This is a genomic window from Bradyrhizobium guangzhouense (genome assembly GCF_004114955.1).
Lineage (GTDB): Bacteria > Pseudomonadota > Alphaproteobacteria > Rhizobiales > Xanthobacteraceae > Bradyrhizobium > Bradyrhizobium guangzhouense.
In genome coordinates, this window is sequence record NZ_CP030053.1 from 942310 (window position 1) to 959173 (window position 16864).

General features: G+C 64.1%; 11 protein-coding genes and 1 pseudogene. 4 read left to right on the forward strand and 8 right to left on the reverse strand.

Annotated elements, in window-relative coordinates; all coding sequences use genetic code 11:
• Positions 1-138 precede the first annotated feature (138 nt).
• Positions 139-1950: a translation elongation factor 4 gene (lepA, locus tag XH91_RS04585; protein WP_128949480.1), complete on the reverse strand. Its 1812-nt coding sequence runs from the start codon at positions 1948-1950 to the stop codon at positions 139-141.
• Between the two features lie 113 nt (positions 1951-2063).
• Here lepA and XH91_RS04590 point away from each other — a divergent pair, with 113 nt between their 5' ends.
• Complete coding sequence (locus XH91_RS04590) at positions 2064-3689, forward strand: glycosyltransferase family 39 protein (RefSeq protein WP_128949481.1); 1626 nt, start codon at positions 2064-2066, stop codon at positions 3687-3689.
• Between the two features lie 8 nt (positions 3690-3697).
• Here the strand turns inward: XH91_RS04590 and XH91_RS04595 are convergent, their stop codons facing one another.
• The 5 genes and pseudogenes from XH91_RS04595 to XH91_RS04615 all read right to left on the reverse strand — a co-directional run bounded on the left by XH91_RS04595 (position 3698) and on the right by XH91_RS04615 (position 7692).
• Positions 3698-4015, reverse strand: a complete 318-nt coding sequence (locus XH91_RS04595; protein ID WP_128949482.1) for an HPr family phosphocarrier protein — start codon at positions 4013-4015, stop codon at positions 3698-3700.
• Positions 4012-4413, reverse strand: coding sequence for a PTS sugar transporter subunit IIA (locus XH91_RS04600; RefSeq protein WP_007597752.1), 402 nt, complete (start codon positions 4411-4413; stop codon positions 4012-4014). Before XH91_RS04600 ends, XH91_RS04595 begins: the two co-directional genes overlap by 4 nt.
• Before the next feature lie 189 nt (positions 4414-4602).
• Positions 4603-5070 (reverse strand): annotated as a pseudogene (locus XH91_RS04605) (HPr kinase/phosphorylase).
• An 11-nt stretch (positions 5071-5081) separates the two neighbouring features.
• Positions 5082-6872 carry a sensor histidine kinase gene (locus tag XH91_RS04610; protein ID WP_164934108.1) on the reverse strand — a complete coding sequence of 597 codons (1791 nt, stop codon included), beginning with the start codon at positions 6870-6872 and terminating at the stop codon, positions 5082-5084.
• A 118-nt stretch (positions 6873-6990) separates the two neighbouring features.
• Positions 6991-7692: a response regulator transcription factor gene (locus XH91_RS04615; RefSeq protein WP_027535781.1), complete on the reverse strand. Its 702-nt coding sequence runs from the start codon at positions 7690-7692 to the stop codon at positions 6991-6993.
• Between the two features lie 239 nt (positions 7693-7931).
• On the opposite strand from XH91_RS04615, the gene XH91_RS04620 reads away from it, so the two are divergent.
• The 3 genes from XH91_RS04620 to XH91_RS04630 all read left to right on the forward strand — a co-directional run bounded on the left by XH91_RS04620 (position 7932) and on the right by XH91_RS04630 (position 13245).
• Complete coding sequence (locus XH91_RS04620) at positions 7932-8678, forward strand: HugZ family pyridoxamine 5'-phosphate oxidase (protein ID WP_128949484.1); 747 nt, start codon at positions 7932-7934, stop codon at positions 8676-8678.
• 76 nt (positions 8679-8754) lie between these two features.
• A complete protein-coding gene (locus tag XH91_RS04625) occupies positions 8755-11349 on the forward strand; it encodes a CHAT domain-containing tetratricopeptide repeat protein (RefSeq protein ID WP_128949485.1) in 2595 nt (864 codons plus the stop codon).
• Between the two features lie 279 nt (positions 11350-11628).
• A complete protein-coding gene (locus XH91_RS04630) occupies positions 11629-13245 on the forward strand; it encodes a phosphoenolpyruvate carboxykinase (RefSeq protein ID WP_128949486.1) in 1617 nt (538 codons plus the stop codon).
• An 88-nt stretch (positions 13246-13333) separates the two neighbouring features.
• On the opposite strand, the gene XH91_RS04635 is transcribed toward XH91_RS04630, so the two are convergent.
• Both XH91_RS04635 and XH91_RS04645 read right to left on the reverse strand, forming a co-directional pair.
• Positions 13334-14149: an acyl-CoA thioesterase gene (locus XH91_RS04635; protein ID WP_128949487.1), complete on the reverse strand. Its 816-nt coding sequence runs from the start codon at positions 14147-14149 to the stop codon at positions 13334-13336.
• Positions 14150-14318: 169 nt separating this feature from the next.
• Positions 14319-16844 carry a glycogen/starch/alpha-glucan phosphorylase gene (locus XH91_RS04645; protein WP_164934107.1) on the reverse strand — a complete coding sequence of 842 codons (2526 nt, stop codon included), beginning with the start codon at positions 16842-16844 and terminating at the stop codon, positions 14319-14321.
• Positions 16845-16864 lie beyond the last annotated feature (20 nt).

Genomic DNA, 16864 nt, shown 5'->3' on the forward strand with positions numbered 1-16864 from the left:
TGCCCGACGGAACAAGCAAAATTCGCAAAAATCGAAAAAGCCCAGCGCCGTCAGGGCGCCGGCTACTGTGCATGGGGTTGTTTTCGAGATTTGCGTTCGTCCGGGGTCCGAGAAGCCCGGGCCGGACCGTGAGCGGCCTCAGCTGTCGACCTTCAGCGCGGCAATGAAAGCTTCCTGCGGGATGTCGACCTTGCCGAACTGCCGCATCTTCTTCTTGCCTTCCTTCTGCTTCTCCAGAAGCTTGCGCTTGCGCGTGATGTCGCCGCCGTAGCACTTCGCGGTGACGTCCTTGCGCAGCGCGCGCACCGTCTCGCGCGCGATCACCTTGCCGCCGATCGCCGCCTGGATCGGGATCTGGAACATGTGCGGCGGGATCAGCTCCTTCATCTTCTCGACCATGGCGCGGCCGCGCCCCTCGGCGCGGGTTCGGTGCACCAGCATGGAGAGCGCGTCGACCGGCTCGGCATTGACCAGGATCTGCATCTTGACGAGGTCGGCCGGCTTGTAGTCGGTGAGATGATAGTCGAACGAGGCGTAGCCCTTGGAGACCGACTTCAGGCGGTCGTAGAAGTCGAACACGACCTCGTTGAGCGGCAAATCGTATTTCACCATGGCGCGGGCGCCGACATAGGTCAGCTCCTTCTGCGAGCCGCGGCGGTCCTGGCACAGCTTCAGCACGCTGCCGAGATATTCGTCGGGGGTGAGGATCGTCGCCTCGATCCAGGGCTCCTGGATCTCCTCGATCTTCACGACGTCGGGCATGTCGACGGGATTGTGGATCTCGAGCTCGGTGCCGTCGGTGAGCTTCATCTTGTAGATGACGCTCGGCGCGGTCGCGATCAAATTGAGGTCGAACTCGCGCGACAGCCGCTCCTGGATGATCTCGAGGTGCAGCAGGCCGAGGAAGCCGCAGCGGAAGCCGAAGCCGAGCGCGGCCGAGGTTTCCATCTCGAAGGAGAAGCTGGCGTCGTTCAGCCGCAGCTTCCCCATCGCGGCGCGCAGCGTCTCGAAGTCGTCGGCGTCGACCGGGAACAGGCCGCAGAACACCACGGGGATCGCCGGCTTGAAGCCCGGCAGCATCTCGGTGACGGGCTTGCGGTCGTCGGTGATGGTGTCGCCGACGCGGGTGTCCGCGACTTCCTTGATCGCGGCGGTGATGAAGCCGATCTCGCCGGGGCCGAGCTCGTCGACCTGCTGCATCTTCGGCGTGAAGAAGCCGACGCGCTCGACGTCGTAAGCCGCGCCCGTGCCCATCATGCGAACACGCTGGCCCTTCTTCATGACGCCGTCGACGACGCGGATCAGCACGACGACGCCGAGATAGACATCGTACCAGCTGTCGACCAGCAGCGCCTTGAGCGTCGCATCGCGATCGCCCTTCGGCGGCGGCAGGCGGGTGACGATGGCTTCCAGCACATCGGGAATGCCGAGGCCGGTCTTGGCCGAGATCATCACCGCATCCGACGCATCGATGCCGATGACGTCCTCGATCTGCTGCTTGACCTTCTCGGGCTCGGCCGCAGGCAGGTCGACCTTGTTCAGGACCGGAACGATCTCGTGATTGTTGTCGAGCGCCTGGTAGACGTTGGCGAGCGTCTGCGCTTCGACGCCCTGGCTGGCGTCGACCACCAGCAGGGAACCTTCGCACGCCGCCAGCGAGCGCGACACCTCATAGGCGAAGTCGACATGGCCGGGCGTGTCCATCAGGTTGAACACGTAATCCTTGCCGTCCTTGGCGTGGTAGGCGAGGCGCACCGTCTGCGCCTTGATGGTGATGCCGCGCTCGCGCTCGATGTCCATGGAATCGAGCACCTGCTCCTTGCCCGCCATTTCGCGGTCGGAGAGGCCGCCGGTCATCTGGATCAGGCGGTCGGCCAGCGTCGATTTGCCATGGTCGATATGGGCGACGATGGAGAAATTGCGGATGTTGGAAATGGGGACGGTCGTCATGGGCGCGGGATACCACTCACATCCCCGTGCGGCAACCATATTGCTGTATTTTCAGGGCCTTTCTTCACGCCAAGCTGATTCCACGATGGTCCAAAACGCGCTACGCAACGGCCATGTCCACCACCTCGATCCCCTCCGCCCGAACGCGCGTAAAACCCCGGGTCAGCTTTGACCGTTTCCGGGCCTGGCTGGTTGCCTACGCGACCGACCCCTCGGCCCGGCTCTGGCTTGTGATCCAGCTCGCCATCCTGCATGCGGTGATCTGGACCCTCATCCTGATCAATCTCAAGGCCGCGCAGGACGTTCACATGGACGTCGCAGAAGCCTGGGGCTGGGGCCAGAAATTCCTGTGGGGCTATGGCAAGCATCCGCCGCTGTCGGGCTGGGTCGCGGGGCTCTGGTTCTGGGTTTTTCCAGCGGCGGACTGGGCGACCTATGCGCTGGCGATGGCGACCGTGAGTATCGGCATGGTGATCTGCTGGCTCGTCGCGATGCGCGTGGTCGATCCGCGTCGCGCGTTCCTGGTCGTGGTGATGGTCGCGCTCTATCCGATCTTCAATTTCAAGGGCTTCAAGTACAACCCCGATCTGCTTCAGCTCGTGACCCTGCCGCTCGTCGTGCTCGCTTATCTCAACGCGTTCGAGAAGCGGAGTTGGCTATCCGGCATCTGGCTGGGGCTCGCCGGCGCGTTGGCGCTGATGACCAAATACTGGGTGCTGACCATGATCGGCGCCATCGGCCTTGCCGCGCTGATCCACCCGGAGCGGCTAAAATTCCTGCTGTCGCCGGCGCCCTGGGTCGCAATCGCGACGATGGTGGTGGCGATGATCCCGCACATCGTCTGGCTGGCGGATTCGCATTTCGTGCCGCTGACCTATGCCGGCGATACCTATAGTCTCGAGGATGCCGGCCAGGTGCGGCAGCTCGTGCTCGGTTACGTCCTGCACAATGCCGGGCTGCTGGCTGTTCCCGTCGCGCTTGCCGCGCTCGCGATGGCACTGGTGCCGCCGTGGCGGACCCTGCTGTTGCGCGCACCCTCGCGCATTGTCTCGCGCGCCTGGGCGCGCGGCGGCAATCCCGGCGTCAACCTGTCCCAGGCGCGCAACGTCTGGATCATCCAGATCATCGTCGCGGCCGGACCGCCGCTCGGCGCGCTCGCCTTCAGCATCTATATCAAGACCGATTGGGGCATCTCGCTGTTCTTCCTGGTGCCGCTCGCGCTGGTCGCGATTCCGACGCTGCGGGTGCAGAGCGCCGTGCTGTTCAACATCGTGGCGATCTGGCTCGTGCTCAGTGTTGCGACGCTCTTTGCTTCGCCCTGGATCGCTGCGCACGAGATGGCCGCGAACAAGGACAACGCGGCGACCTATGGCGCGCGCTCCGAGCTCGCGCGCGAGCTGACGCAAGCCTGGCATTCGCGCTTCGCCTCGCGCTGGGCGATCGTCGCCGGCACGATGGAGTCGATCCAGCCGATGGTGTTCTACAGCCCCGACCATCCGGTCGCATTCATCCCGAACGAGGCCTGGAGCTCCGGGCTGACGACGCTCGACGAGGTCAAGAAGGACGGCTTCATCGGCGTGTTCGATCCGACCGACGGCCGCCTGCCGGCGTTCGAGAAATGGGTGTCGGAGATCGCGCCGAATGCCGAGCGGATGGTGATGACCACGCGCCGCTTCACCCATGGCAAGGCGGGTCCGGCGATGACGTGGAACATCTACATCGCGCCGCCGGCGAAGTGACCGAGGGTCTAAACGCCTTCCTCGTTGAACTTGCTTTCAACGAGCTCGGTGATCGCTGCAATCGCGGCTTCGGCATCGGAGCCGGCTGCCGCGACCGTGATGGTCGTCCCGGGTCCGGCCGCGAGCATCATCAGGCCCATGATCGAGGTGCCGCCGACGGTCTCGCCGCCGCGCGTCACCCACACCTGCGCGTTGAAACGCTCGACCGCCTGGACGAATTTCGCCGAGGCGCGGGCATGAAGGCCGCGCTTGTTGATGATCAGGAGCTCTTTGGAGATCGCGCCTGCGGGCACGCCAGCCCCGGCTTGTGGCGCGTCGTCGCTCATTTGCCGGCGAGCACGCGGCTGGCGATGGTGACGTATTTGCGGCCGGCTTCCTGAGCCATCGCGATCGCGTCCGGCAGCGGGCGCTCCTCGCGCACCTTGGCGAGCTTCACCAGCATGGGAAGGTTGATGCCCGCGAGCACTTCGACCTTGGGCCGGCTCATGCAGGAAATCGCGAGATTCGACGGCGTGCCGCCGAACATGTCGGTGAGGATCGCAACACCGTCGCCTGAATCGACGCGGTTAACCGCTTCGATGATGTCACTTCGGCACAGATCGGAATCATCTTCAGCGCCGATCGTAATCGCTTCGATTTGCTTTTGTGGACCCATCACGTGCTCAAGCGCTGCCTTGAATTCGTCGGCAAGGCGCCCGTGGGTCACAAGTACTAGACCAATCATCGGAAAACTCCCGCGGGCGCTTTTGGTGCGCCGCACGAACGCGCCACTTTGACCATCCAGAGCCCCCGCGCAAGAGGGGATGTTGCGTATCTCCCTGAATCTAGACGGATGGATGAGGGGAGCTGCGCCGGTCTACTCGGTCGCGAGTGTGGGGTTCATATGGTTACCATTTCCCTTCAAACAATCGCCTCAGGCGTTAGGCGAAGGTTAACTCTTGGTAGTGGTCAAGGCCGCGACAACCAAAGGGAGGGGCGAATAGCCGCGGCCGACAGGGATTCGCGGTATTTCGACACCGAAAACCCTGGTTTTCAGCGATTCCGGCGGCGGCAGGCGTTCGGCGTCCTCAGCGTCGAGATCGACCACGAGGCCGACCGTCGCACGCTCCACGAAGTCGCAGCTACGAATACCCAACCCCCGAATCTCGATCAGGCCGGCGAGGACAGGGACGGGACGCACCTCAATTTCGTCGCCGACTGTCGCCAGATGGACACGGTCGTCGCCGACCAGGACGGCGCCCTCGACCAGTCCCGTGCGGCCCGCCATGATCAAATCGAAGGCAAGGCGCGATTTGCCGGCGCCCGAGGGCCCGCGGATCAACACCGCCAGGGGCCCGACCTTGACCGCGGAGGCGTGAACGCTCGGCCCGCCTTCGTTCAAGCGGCCTTGGCTCATAGCGCCGGCAGCCTCACCACGAAGCGTGCGCCGGCAACCGTCGGCGTTCCGTCTTCGTCGGCGGGGCCGGCGCGGTTCTCGGCCCAGATCCGTCCGCCATGGGCGTCGACGATCTGCTTGGAGATCGAGAGGCCGAGGCCGGAGTTCTGGCCGAAGCCCTGATGCGGCCGGTCGGTATAGAAGCGCTCGAAGATGCGCTCCAGCGCGTCGTCGCGGATGCCGGGACCGTCGTCGTCGACCACGATCTCGATCTCGCCGCGGATCCGGCGGCAGGTCAGGCGCACCTTGCTGCCGGCTTCCGAGAAGGACTGCGCATTGGAGAGCAGGTTGGAAACCACCTGCCCGAGCCGCGAATCATGGCCGGTCACCGAGAACGTGTCGGTCGGGCTGCGACCCTCGAAGCGGGCCTCGACGGCGACGTCGTGGCCGAGCTTGGTTTCATTGGCGACCGCGACCAGCGTGCCGAGCAGCCGCTTGAGATCGACCGGGACCGCATCCTGCCGCTGCAATTCGGCATCGAGCCGGCTGGCGTCGGAGATGTCGGAGATCAGCCGGTCGAGCCGCTTGACGTCGTGCTCGATCACTTCGAGCAGGCGGGCGCGGCTGTTCTCGTTGCGCGCCAGGGGCATCGTCTCGACCGCGGAGCGCAGCGAGGTCAGCGGGTTCTTCAGCTCATGGGCGACGTCGGCGGCGAACATTTCGATCGCCTCGATCCGCTTGTAGAGCGCGTTGGTCATGTCGCGCAGCGCGCCGGAGAGGTGGCCGATCTCGTCGCGGCGACGCGTGAAGTCGGGAATCTCGACGCGGGTCTTGATGCGGCGGCGGACGCGTTCGGCGCTGTCCGCGAGCCGGCGCACCGGGCCCGCGATCGTGCTCGCCAGCAGCAGCGACAGCATGATCATGACCGCAGCCGCGACGCCGCCGACCTTGAGGATCGCGAGGCGCTCGGCCGTGACCATCTGGTCGATTTCGTCGCCCTGGGTCGACAGCATCAGCGCGCCATGAATAGCGCGCGAGCGCAGCACCGGAACGGCAACCGAGACGATCACCTCGCCGCGCGAGTTGACCCGCACCATCGAGCGCTTCTGGCCCTGGAGCGCATCGGCGACTTCGGCATAGCCGTTGCCGTTTTCGCGCCCGAGTTCGCGATAGAGCGGCAGGTCGCCGCGGTTCAGCCAGGTGCGCACCGCGGCCATGCCGCGTTCGACCAGGCCCGGCTTGTCCGACAGCGGCGGCAGCGGAATGCCCCTCACAATATCGAGATCGCGGCTATCGAGCAGCACGGTCCCATTCGGGTCGAAAATCCGCGCGCGGGTCTTGGTTGGCGAGATCAGCGTGCTTAGCACCGGCGCCACGCGCTCGGGATTGATCGGAAAATCCAGCGAATCATCCACTCCGCCGTAGCTCTCGCCCAGTTTCAGGTCGAGCAGCCGCTCGGGATCGACAGTGATCGCGTTGGTCTGCACCGTTGCGGATGCGCCGATGGCGCCGGCGATGATCTCGGCCTGCACCAGGAGGCTCTGCGCGCGCGCGTCGATCAGGCCGGCACGGAACTGCGACAGATACAGGATGCTTGCGACCAGTGCGACGAGGCCGGCAAGGTTGAGCGAGACGATGCGGCGGGTCAGGCTCGAGAACGACAGTGCAAAGAAGAACTGTCCGGCGCGCTTGAGCCAGTTCAGCGGCCCCCAGCCTTTCGCAACCGGCTTGTCCTCATGGTCCGATGCGCCGCGGGACGCAATGTCCTCGGCGTTCGAACTCGGATCAGGCTGCGTTCGGTCAAGCAATGCTTACGCCCGCGTTAGGACTGCTCGTTTGCGACGGTCCCCGCATCCTAGAGCATGCCCGGTTCTGAGGGAATCAGAACCGGTGCAGCCCTCAATCGTCGTGAAGGCGCCTGGCGCCTCAGGCTTCCTTGAAGCGGTAGCCGACGCCGTAGAGCGTCTCGATCATCTCGAAATCGTTGTCGACCACCTTGAACTTCTTGCGCAGCCGCTTGATGTGGCTGTCGATGGTGCGGTCGTCGACATAGACCTGGTCGTCATAGGCGGCGTCCATCAGCGCGTTGCGGCTCTTGACCACGCCGGGCCGTGTCGCCAGCGCCTGGAGGATCAGGAATTCGGTGACCGTCAGCGTGACCGGCTCGTTCTTCCAGGTGCAGGTATGCCGTTCCGGATCCATACGGAGCAGACCGCGGTCGAGCGCCTTGGCGTCGTTCTCCTTCGGCGCGACGGTCGGATCCTTCGGCGCAGAGCGGCGCAGCACTGCCTTGACGCGTTCGACCAGGAGGCGCTGCGAGAATGGTTTGCGGATGAAATCGTCCGCACCCATCTTGAGGCCGAACAGCTCGTCGATCTCCTCGTCCTTGGAGGTCAGGAAGATCACCGGCAGGTCGGACTTCTGCCGCAGGCGACGCAGCGTCTCCATGCCGTCCATGCGGGGCATCTTGATGTCGAGGATGGCGAGATCAGGCTGGGTGGTGCGAAAACCGTCGAGCGCGGAGGCGCCGTCGGTGTAGGTCATGATGCGATAGCCTTCGGCTTCCAGCGCGATCGAGACGGATGTGAGAATGTTGCGGTCGTCGTCGACCAAAGCGATTGTGGGCATGAGCCTCTGCTTTCTGCTTTCCGTTTGGGTCGTGGCTTAAACGGCGAGCAATCCACTGATGCGCCGCATACATGGGTGCCGAATTGGCATTCGAACCTTGTCACCGAGCAATGCAAGCTGGGCTGAAGTGTGACCAAGTTCCACGAAACACGGCGGAATCGCCGCATATCGACCCATAACCGGGCTCGGGTTTACCCGAAAAAAGGCCCGCCTTGCAACCACCTGAGCGGAGAAAGCCCATGCAACCGACCCCCGATTTTGTTCCCCAAAAGCTCGCCAAATCGCTGCTCAGGCGCTCGCGGCAGGGTGCGCTCGCAACCCTCATGGCTGGCAGCGGCGATCCCTATTGTTCCCTGGTTAATCTGGCCAGCCACCCCGACGGATCGCCGATCCTGCTGATCTCCCGATTGGCGGTCCACACCAAGAATATCCTCAGCGACAACAGGGTGTCCTTGATGCTGGACGAGCGCGCCCCGGGCGATCCGCTGGAGGGCGCCCGGATCATGCTGTCGGGCCGGGCGGAGCATGCCGAGGGGGAGAAGGCTTTGCTCCAGCGGCGGTATCTCAATGCCCATCCGTCGGCGGAAGCCTATGTCTCATTTGAGGATTTTTCGTTCTTCCGGATCATCCCTTCAGGAGCCCATCTGGTCGCCGGTTTCGGCCGGATCGTCGATCTCAAGCCGGAGCAACTCCTTACGGATCTCGCTGGAGCCGAGGACCTGCTGGCGGCGGAGGAGGGCGCTGTCGAGCACATGAATGCCGATCACGGTGAGGCCATGGGCCTTTATGCAACGAAGCTGCTGGGCGCGGCCGCGGGCGACTGGCGGTGCACTGGCTGCGACCCTGAAGGCCTCGACATGCAGAACGGCCAGACAGCGCTGCGGCTCGATTTTCCGGAGCGGGTCACCGATGGTCCGGCGCTGCGCAAGATGCTGGTCCGTCTGGCGGATGAAGCGCGCGCCAAGGTGGACCGAAAAACGGACTAGCTGCGGCACATTGAACGTCGCCTCCCATCGCTGCGACCCAAGATCGTGATCGGTCCGAGGTTGGCAGCGAGGGTTCATGGTAAGTCGTCGTTTGGCATTGGTCGCGGGCCTCGCGCTGGCGATCAGCACTTCCCTTGCCACGTCCAGCCTCGCCCAGACGGGAGGCCTTGCCGCGCAGAGCGCGCGCATCAATGCACTGAGAACCGCCGGCAAATATTCCGAAGCGCTGCCGCTGGCTCAGGCCATGGTGGCCGGGCTCGAGAAGACCAGCAACAACCGTGATCTCGCCGCCGCACTCAACAATCTCGCGCAAATCTACGCCGACCAGGGACACGACGACCAGGCCGAGCCGATCTACAAGCGCGCCATCGCGCTGATGGAGAAGGGGGCCGGTCTCGACAGCGTCGAGATTGCGCCGGTGCTGAACAATCTCGCCGCGCTCGATCAGCGACAGGGCCGCTTCGCGGATGCCGAGCCGCTGTTCAAGCGGGCGCTGGCCATTCGCGAGAAGGCGCTGTCGCGCGAGCATCCCGATGTCGGCCAGTCCCTCAACAATCTCGCCACGCTCTATGTGAAGCAGGACCGCTTTGCGGAGGCCGAGCCACTATTCCAGCGCGCACTCGCGATCTTTCAGAAGGTCGGAGGTCCCGAACACCCCGCGGTCGCGACGCTCCTGAACAACATCGGCCAGCTTGATCGCGACCTCGGCCGAGATGCAGAGGCCGAGGCCCCGATCAAGCGCTCGCTCGCGATCCGCGAAAAGGTGTTGGGAGCGGACCACCCCGACGTCGCGCGCTCGCTCAACAATCTCGCCGGACTCTACGAACATCAGCAGCGCTTTGCGGAAGCCGAGCCGCTGTATCGTCGCGCGCTCGCCATCCGCGAACGTGCGCTCGGGCCCGATCATCCCGATGTCGCGACATCGACCAGCAATCTCGCTTATTTCCTCTATGTATCCGATCGGATTGCGGACGCGCTGCCGCTCGCGGAAAAGACACTTGGCGGTGATCGCGCGCAGCTGCGTGTGGTGCTGCCGATCCTTTTTGCGGCACGCCAGCAATCCCTGCTGCCCGACGACAAGGCGCTGGACGAGGCGCTCGCCGCCATCCAGCGTGGCACGCAATCGTCCGCCGCCTCGGCCGTGAACAAGCTCGCGGTCAGGCTCGCTGCAGGTACCGATCGGCTCGCCGAGCTGGTGCGCAGGGACCAGGATCTCGCGGCTGAATCCGACGCGCTCGACAAGGCGATCATCGCGGCCGTGTCGAAGTCATCGGTGCAACGCGACGTCATCTCCGAGCAGCGCAGTCGTGCGCGGATCGCGGCGATCGCAAGCGAGCGCACGGCGTTGCAGAAGACGCTCGCCGTCGAGTTTCCTGACTACGCCTCGCTCTCCAACCCTCTGCCGCTGACGGTCAAGGACGTGCAGCCGCTGCTGTCGGCCGATGAGGCGATGGTGCTCTATTCCGTCGTCGACAAGCGCAGCTATGTCATCGCCATCACGCACGAGCGCGCGGACTGGAAAGAGATCCCGCTTGGTGCAGACGCGCTGACGCAGAAAGTGACCGCGTTCCGCAGAGGTCTCGATGTCGGCAAGGCCCGCGATGGCTCCGGCAAGTCGGGCTTGTTCGACCTTGCTCTCGCCAACGAGCTCTATGTCACGCTGCTCGGTCCCGTGGAGGGCTTGATCAAGGACAAGCGCAGTCTGCTCACGGTGCCATCGGGCGCCCTGACCGCGCTGCCGTTTCACCTGCTCGTCACGGAGACACCGCAGGCTGCGATTCCGGACACGCTTGAGGGCTATCGCAGCGCCGCTTGGCTGCTGCGGCGACAGGCCGTCTCGGTGCTGCCGTCGGTCGTCAGCTTGAAGTCGCTGCGGGCCTTCGCGCGCAGGGACCAGGGTATCAAGCCGATGACGGGATTCGGTGATCCCGTTTTCAATCCAGCCGAGGGCGGCCCTTCCGACCGGCGCGCGGCAGGCGGGAAAGTCGCCGCGCGCAACATCGCGACATCGGCCTATACCGATTTCTGGCGTGGCGCCGGCGTCGATCGCGCGCGGCTCGCGCAGGCACTGCCGCAGCTTCCCGACACGGCCGACGAATTGAATGCCGTAGCGAAAGACGTCGGCGCGACTGATGCCGACATCCACCTCGGCCGCGATGCCAGCGAGACGACGCTCAAGCGTGCACCGCTTGCCCAATACGGCATCATCTATTTTGCGACCCACGGCCTCGTTGCCGGCGACATCAAAGGTGTGGGCGAACCGTCGCTTGCGCTCTCGATACCCGATCAGCCGTCCGAGCTCGACGACGGTCTGCTCACGGCGAGCGAGGTTGCACAGCTCAAACTCAATGCGGATTGGGTCGTGCTGTCGGCCTGCAACACGATCGCCGGCGACAAGCCCGGTGCCGAGGCGCTGTCCGGGTTGGCGCGCGCCTTCTTCTATGCCGGCGCACGCGCGCTGCTGGTTTCGCATTGGGCCGTGGATTCGGAAGCTGCCACGCGCTTGACCACTTCGACTTTCGATCTGCTCAAAAACGAACCGGGAATCGGCAGAGCCGAAGCCCTTCGGCGCGCGATGTTAACGTATGTCGATGATATCTCGTCGCCCCGCAATGCGTATCCCGCGATGTGGGGGCCGTTCGCGCTGATTGGCGAAGGCGCGGTACGATAAGACGGCGCGCATTGTGCGTCGCAAAATACTGGACAACGTTGAAAGAGGCATTTGGTTGCGCGATCATTGATGATTTTCAATGCGCGCGTTCGGAGCTGACATGCGCGACCTTTGGCGCAGTCCTTGAATAAACCAAATCCTGCGGGATCAGCTTGGCAACGTCAGCGTTCATCAGTATTAGGTCATCCAGCCGAGGCCGACCGGCCTGTAATTCACGGTGACCGCGATGGCGCCAAAGCTTGGTCGCGCCAGATGTCGCGGGTTCTAGGAGGATTTTTCGTGCAAGAGACGGGCGTGCGCAACGGTGCCTTCGGCGCCGACAAATTCGGCTTAAAGAATCTCAAGCAGGTTCACTGGAACCTCGGCGCGCCGCAGCTCTATCAATACTCGCTCTCCGCGGGCGAGGCGGTGCTGTCCGCCGACGGTGCACTCTGCGCAGATACCGGCGAGTTCACCGGTCGCAGCCCAAAGGACAAGTTCACGGTCCGTGACGCCGCCACCGACAAGAAGATGTGGTGGGCCGGCAATCAGTCGATCACTGCGGAGCAGTTCGAGACGCTTTATCAGGATTTCCTCAAGCACGCGGAAGGCAAGAGCCTGTTCGCGCAGGACCTCTATGGCGGCGCCGATCCGTCTTATCGCATCAAGACGCGCGTCTTCACCGAGCTTGCCTGGCACTCGCTGTTCATCCGCACGCTGCTGATCCGCCCAGAGGCGATCGAGCTGTCGACCTTCACGCCCGAGCTGACGATCATCGACATGCCGAGCTTCCGCGCTGATCCCAAGCGCCATGGCTGCAGGTCCGAGAACGTCGTCGCGATCGACTTCGCCCGCAAGATCGTCCTGATCGGCGGCTCTTACTATGCCGGCGAGATGAAGAAGTCGGTCTTCACCACGCTGAACTATTACCTTCCCGAGCGCGGCGTGATGCCGATGCACTGCTCGGCGAACGTTGGCGCCAAGGGCGACACCGCGATCTTCTTCGGGCTGTCGGGGACCGGCAAAACCACGCTCTCGGCCGATCCGAATCGCACGCTGATCGGCGACGACGAGCACGGCTGGGGCCCGAACGGCGTCTTCAATTTCGAAGGCGGTTGCTATGCCAAATGCATCAAGCTCTCGAAGGAGGCCGAGCCCGAGATTCATGCGGCGTCGACCCGCTTCGGCGCGGTGCTGGAGAACTGCGTGCTCGACGAAGACACGCGCGTCGTCGATTTCGACGATGGCTCCAAGACCGAGAATACGCGTTCCGCCTATCCGCTCGACTTCATCCCGAATGCTTCGCGCACCGGCCGTGCGCCGCAGCCGAAAAACGTGGTGATGCTCGCCGCGGACGCTTTCGGCGTGCTGCCGCCGATTGCAAAGCTCTCGCCGGCACAGGCGATGTATCACTTCCTCTCCGGCTACACCGCCAAGGTCGCGGGCACGGAGCGCGGCCTCGGCAACGAGCCGCAGCCGGAATTCTCGACCTGTTTCGGCTCGCCCTTCCTGCCGCTCGATCCCTCCGTCTACGGCAACATGCTGCGTGATCTGATCGCCCAGCACAATGTCGACTGCTGGCTGGTCAACACCGGCTGGACCGGCGGCAAGTACGGCACCGGTTCGCGCATGCCGATCAAGGTGACGCGCGCGCTGCTGACTGCCGCGCTCGACGGCAGCTTGCGCAACGTCGAGTTCCGCACCGACAAATATTTCGGCTTCGCGGTCCCGACCGCGCTGCCGGGCGTGCCCAGCGAGATCCTCAACCCGGTCAACACCTGGAAGGACAAGGACGAGTTCGACAAGACCGCCCGTGCGCTGGTCGGCATGTTCCAGAAGAACTTCGCCAAGTTCGAAGCGCAGGTGGATGCAGAAGTGCGTGCGGCGGCTCCGGATGTGAAGCTGGCTGCGGAGTAAGCGCGCTCTATCTTCAATGCAAAAGGGCGGCCGCGAGGCCGCCCTTTTTGTTCGCTGCGCTCGCAATGACGGAGTCCGCGGAAGCAGCCTACGCCTTGAAATACGCAATCTGCGTCGTGGTCGCGAGCAGCCGTCCGTTCGGCGACCACAGCTCGGCGTTCTGGTCGGCGTAGCTCTTGTGCATGATTTTCGAGTCGGCCGTCGCCAGCACGCGCGTGATGTCCTCCGCCGCGAGCTCTTCACTGTCGGTGTGGAAATACGTCGTCAGCGACACCGTGCCGAACGGCACCAGCTCGCGCCTCGCATGGAAGATACGGCCGAAGAAGGCGTCCGACATCGACATCAGCGACAGCATGTCGAGCTTGCGCGGCTCGCGATCGCCGATCCAGATTTTCGAGAAGGTGCTGGCGAGCTCGGCCTGCGGCGGCCCGAGCCGCATCTCGCCCTCGACGAAGCGGAATTCATACTGGTTGGCCCAGGATGCCTGAATCCTGGGAAATGGCAGCGTCTGCTCGAACGGCTTTGCATCGGGATATTGCGCCACCCTGTGCTCCCAGGACGGCCGGCGCTCGGCGAACACGGCAGTGGCGAGAGTGGCGACCTCGCCGCCGGCCTGCGACAGTTCGACGCTCCAGTGCTGGCTGGAGCGGTTGGCCTTCACCAGGCGGATGTCGAGATCGAACGGACCCTTGGCGATCGGTGCGCAATAATTGACGGTCAGCGCCAGCGGATCGCCTGCGGCTTGCGGATGCTCGATCAGCGCGCGCAGGATGGTCGCGGCCGTTGCGCCGCCGAATGGGCCGACGAAGGCCCAGTAATCGTCGCTGGTGTGCCCCTGCCAACTCGAGTCACCCGCGGTGATGCGGGTGGCGTCGTCGAAGGGGTGCGGGAGCTTGGCGTGCATTGTTGTTTCCATCCGTCGTTCCGGGGCGATGCGAAGCATCGAACCCGGAATCTCGAGATTCCGGGTTCGGCTCTGCGAGCCGCCCCGGAATGACGGTCGTCATACCACAGTCATTGCCCAGCCGTGCAATGACCTCGCAGATAAACCCTGCTTCCACGCTGCGGAAATATCAGCCGGTTGCGTCGCGCCGATCTTCGGCCGCCTGGAATGGCGGCGTGATCGGGTTGACCGGCACGTTCCAGATCTCCTCGGCATATTCGCGGATGGTGCGGTCGGACGAGAACCACGCCATGCGTGCGACGTTGAGGATCGAGGCTCTCGTCCAGGCGGGCGAGACCAGCCAGCGCGCATCGACCGCGCGCTGCGCCTCATAATAGGAATCGAAATCGGCGCTGACCATGTAATGGTCGAGATAGCGCAGCGCATGCGCGATCGATTCGAAGCGGCCGGGATCACCGGGCGAGAACTCGCCGGCGCCGATCGCGTTGATGGCGCGCTGCAGCTTCGGCGAATTGCGAATTACGTCGGAGGCATCGAGGCCCTGCTTGCGGCGGATCATGACATCACCGGCTTCCATGCCGAAGATCGCGATGTTCTCCACGCCGACCTGGTCGCGGATCTCGATATTGGCGCCGTCAAGCGTGCCGATGGTGATGGCGCCGTTGAGCGCCAGCTTCATGTTGCCGGTGCCGGAAGCTTCCATGCCGGCGGTCGAGATCTGCTCGGACAGGTCGGCCGCGGGAATGATCACTTCTGCGAGGCTGACATTGTAGTCCGGCAGGAAGACGACCTTCAGCTTGCCGCCGATGGCGGGATCATTGTTGACGATTTCGGCGACGTCGTTGATCAGCTTGATGATCAGTTTTGCGTAGCGGTAGCTCGCCGCCGCCTTGCCCGCGAAGATCTTGACCCGCGGCACCCAATTGCCGTCGGGATCGTCCTTGATCGACTGGTACAGCGCGACCGTCTCGATGATGTTGAGGAGCTGGCGCTTGTATTCGTGGATGCGCTTGATCTGCACGTCGAACAAAGCGGTCGGGTCCACCTTGATGCCGAGCCGCTCGCCGATCAGGCGGGCCAGCGCCGTCTTGTTGTGCAGCTTGACGCCGCGGAATTTCTTCTGGAATTCGGCGTCGCTGGCGCGCGCCTCGATCAGCGACAGCTGGGTCGGATCGTCGAGAACCGCCTCGCCGCAGGTCTCGCGCAAGAGGTCGGTGAGCTTCGGGTTCGCCAGCATCAGCCAGCGGCGGAAGGTGATGCCGTTGGTCTTGTTGGTGATGCGGCCGGGATAGAGATGGTTGAGATCGTGAAATACGGTCTCGCGCATCAGGTCCGAATGCATCGCCGAGACGCCGTTGATGCGGTGCGAGCCGACGAAGGCGAGCTGGCCCATGCGGACACGGCGGCCGCTCTTCTCGTCGATCAGCGAGACCGAGGCACGGAAATCGATGTCGCCGGGCGCGCGGGCTTCGGCGAGCGCCAGGTGCTGCACGTTGATGCGGTAGATGATCTCGAGATGGCGCGGCAGCAGCCGCTCGAACAGCTCGACCGGCCAGGTCTCCAGCGCTTCGGGCAGCAACGTGTGATTGGTGTAGGACAGCGTCGCGACGGTGATCTTCCAGGCCTCGTCCCAACGGAAATTATGGAGGTCGACGAGGATGCGCATCAGCTCGGTGACGGCAAGGCTCGGATGCGTGTCGTTGAGCTGCACCGCGACCTTGGACGACAGGCTGCGCAGCTGGCCATCCGAGGCGAGGTGCCGCTTGATCAGGTCCTGCAGCGAGGCCGAGACGAAGAAGTATTCCTGGCGCAGCCGCAGCTCGCGGCCCGCCGGGCTTTCGTCGTTCGGATAGAGGAATTTGCAGATCGCTTCGGCGCGCGATTGCTCGGCGCTGGCGCTGACATAGTCGCCCATGTTGAAGGCATCGAGCTTGAGCGGATCGGGCGAACGCGCCGACCATAGCCGCAGCGCGTTGACGTGCTGGCCGCGCCAGCCGACGATCGGCGTGTCATATGCAATGGCTTGCACTGTCTCACCCGGGTGCCAGATCGCGCGATCGCGGCCCTTGTCGTCGACATGCTCGACGCCGCCGCCGAAATTGACGTCGTAGATCACTTCCGGCCGCTGCAGTTCCCAGGGATTGCCGAAGCCGAGCCATTCATCCGGATATTCCTGCTGCCAGCCCTGATTGATGATCTGGCGGAACAGGCCGTAATCGTAGCGGATGCCGTAGCCGATCGCGGGAATCGACAGCGTCGCCATGCTCTCCATGAAGCAGGCGGCGAGACGGCCGAGGCCGCCGTTGCCGAGCGCCGCATCCGGCTCGCATTTGCGCAGCTCGGGCAGCGACACCCCGAGATCGCCGAGCGCGACCTCGAAGATCTTCAAGAGCCCCATGTTGTTGAGCGCGTCGGTGAAGAGGCGGCCGATCAGGAATTCGAGCGAGAGATAATACACGCGCTTGCGGCCCGCATCGTAGCTGCGCTTCTCGGCAGAGAGCCAGCGATGCACGATGCGGTCGCGCAGCGCCAGCGCCGCGGCCTGGTACCAGTCGTGCCTGGTCGCCATGCCCGCGTCCTTGCCGATGGCAAGGCGCAGCTTCGCCAGGATCGCACCCTTGATCTCCGCCAGCGCGAGCTCGTCGATGGGCTGACCGGGGGCGGGGAAATTTGGCTGGAACGATTGATCTTGCAAGGCCGTCACTTCCTGGTCGA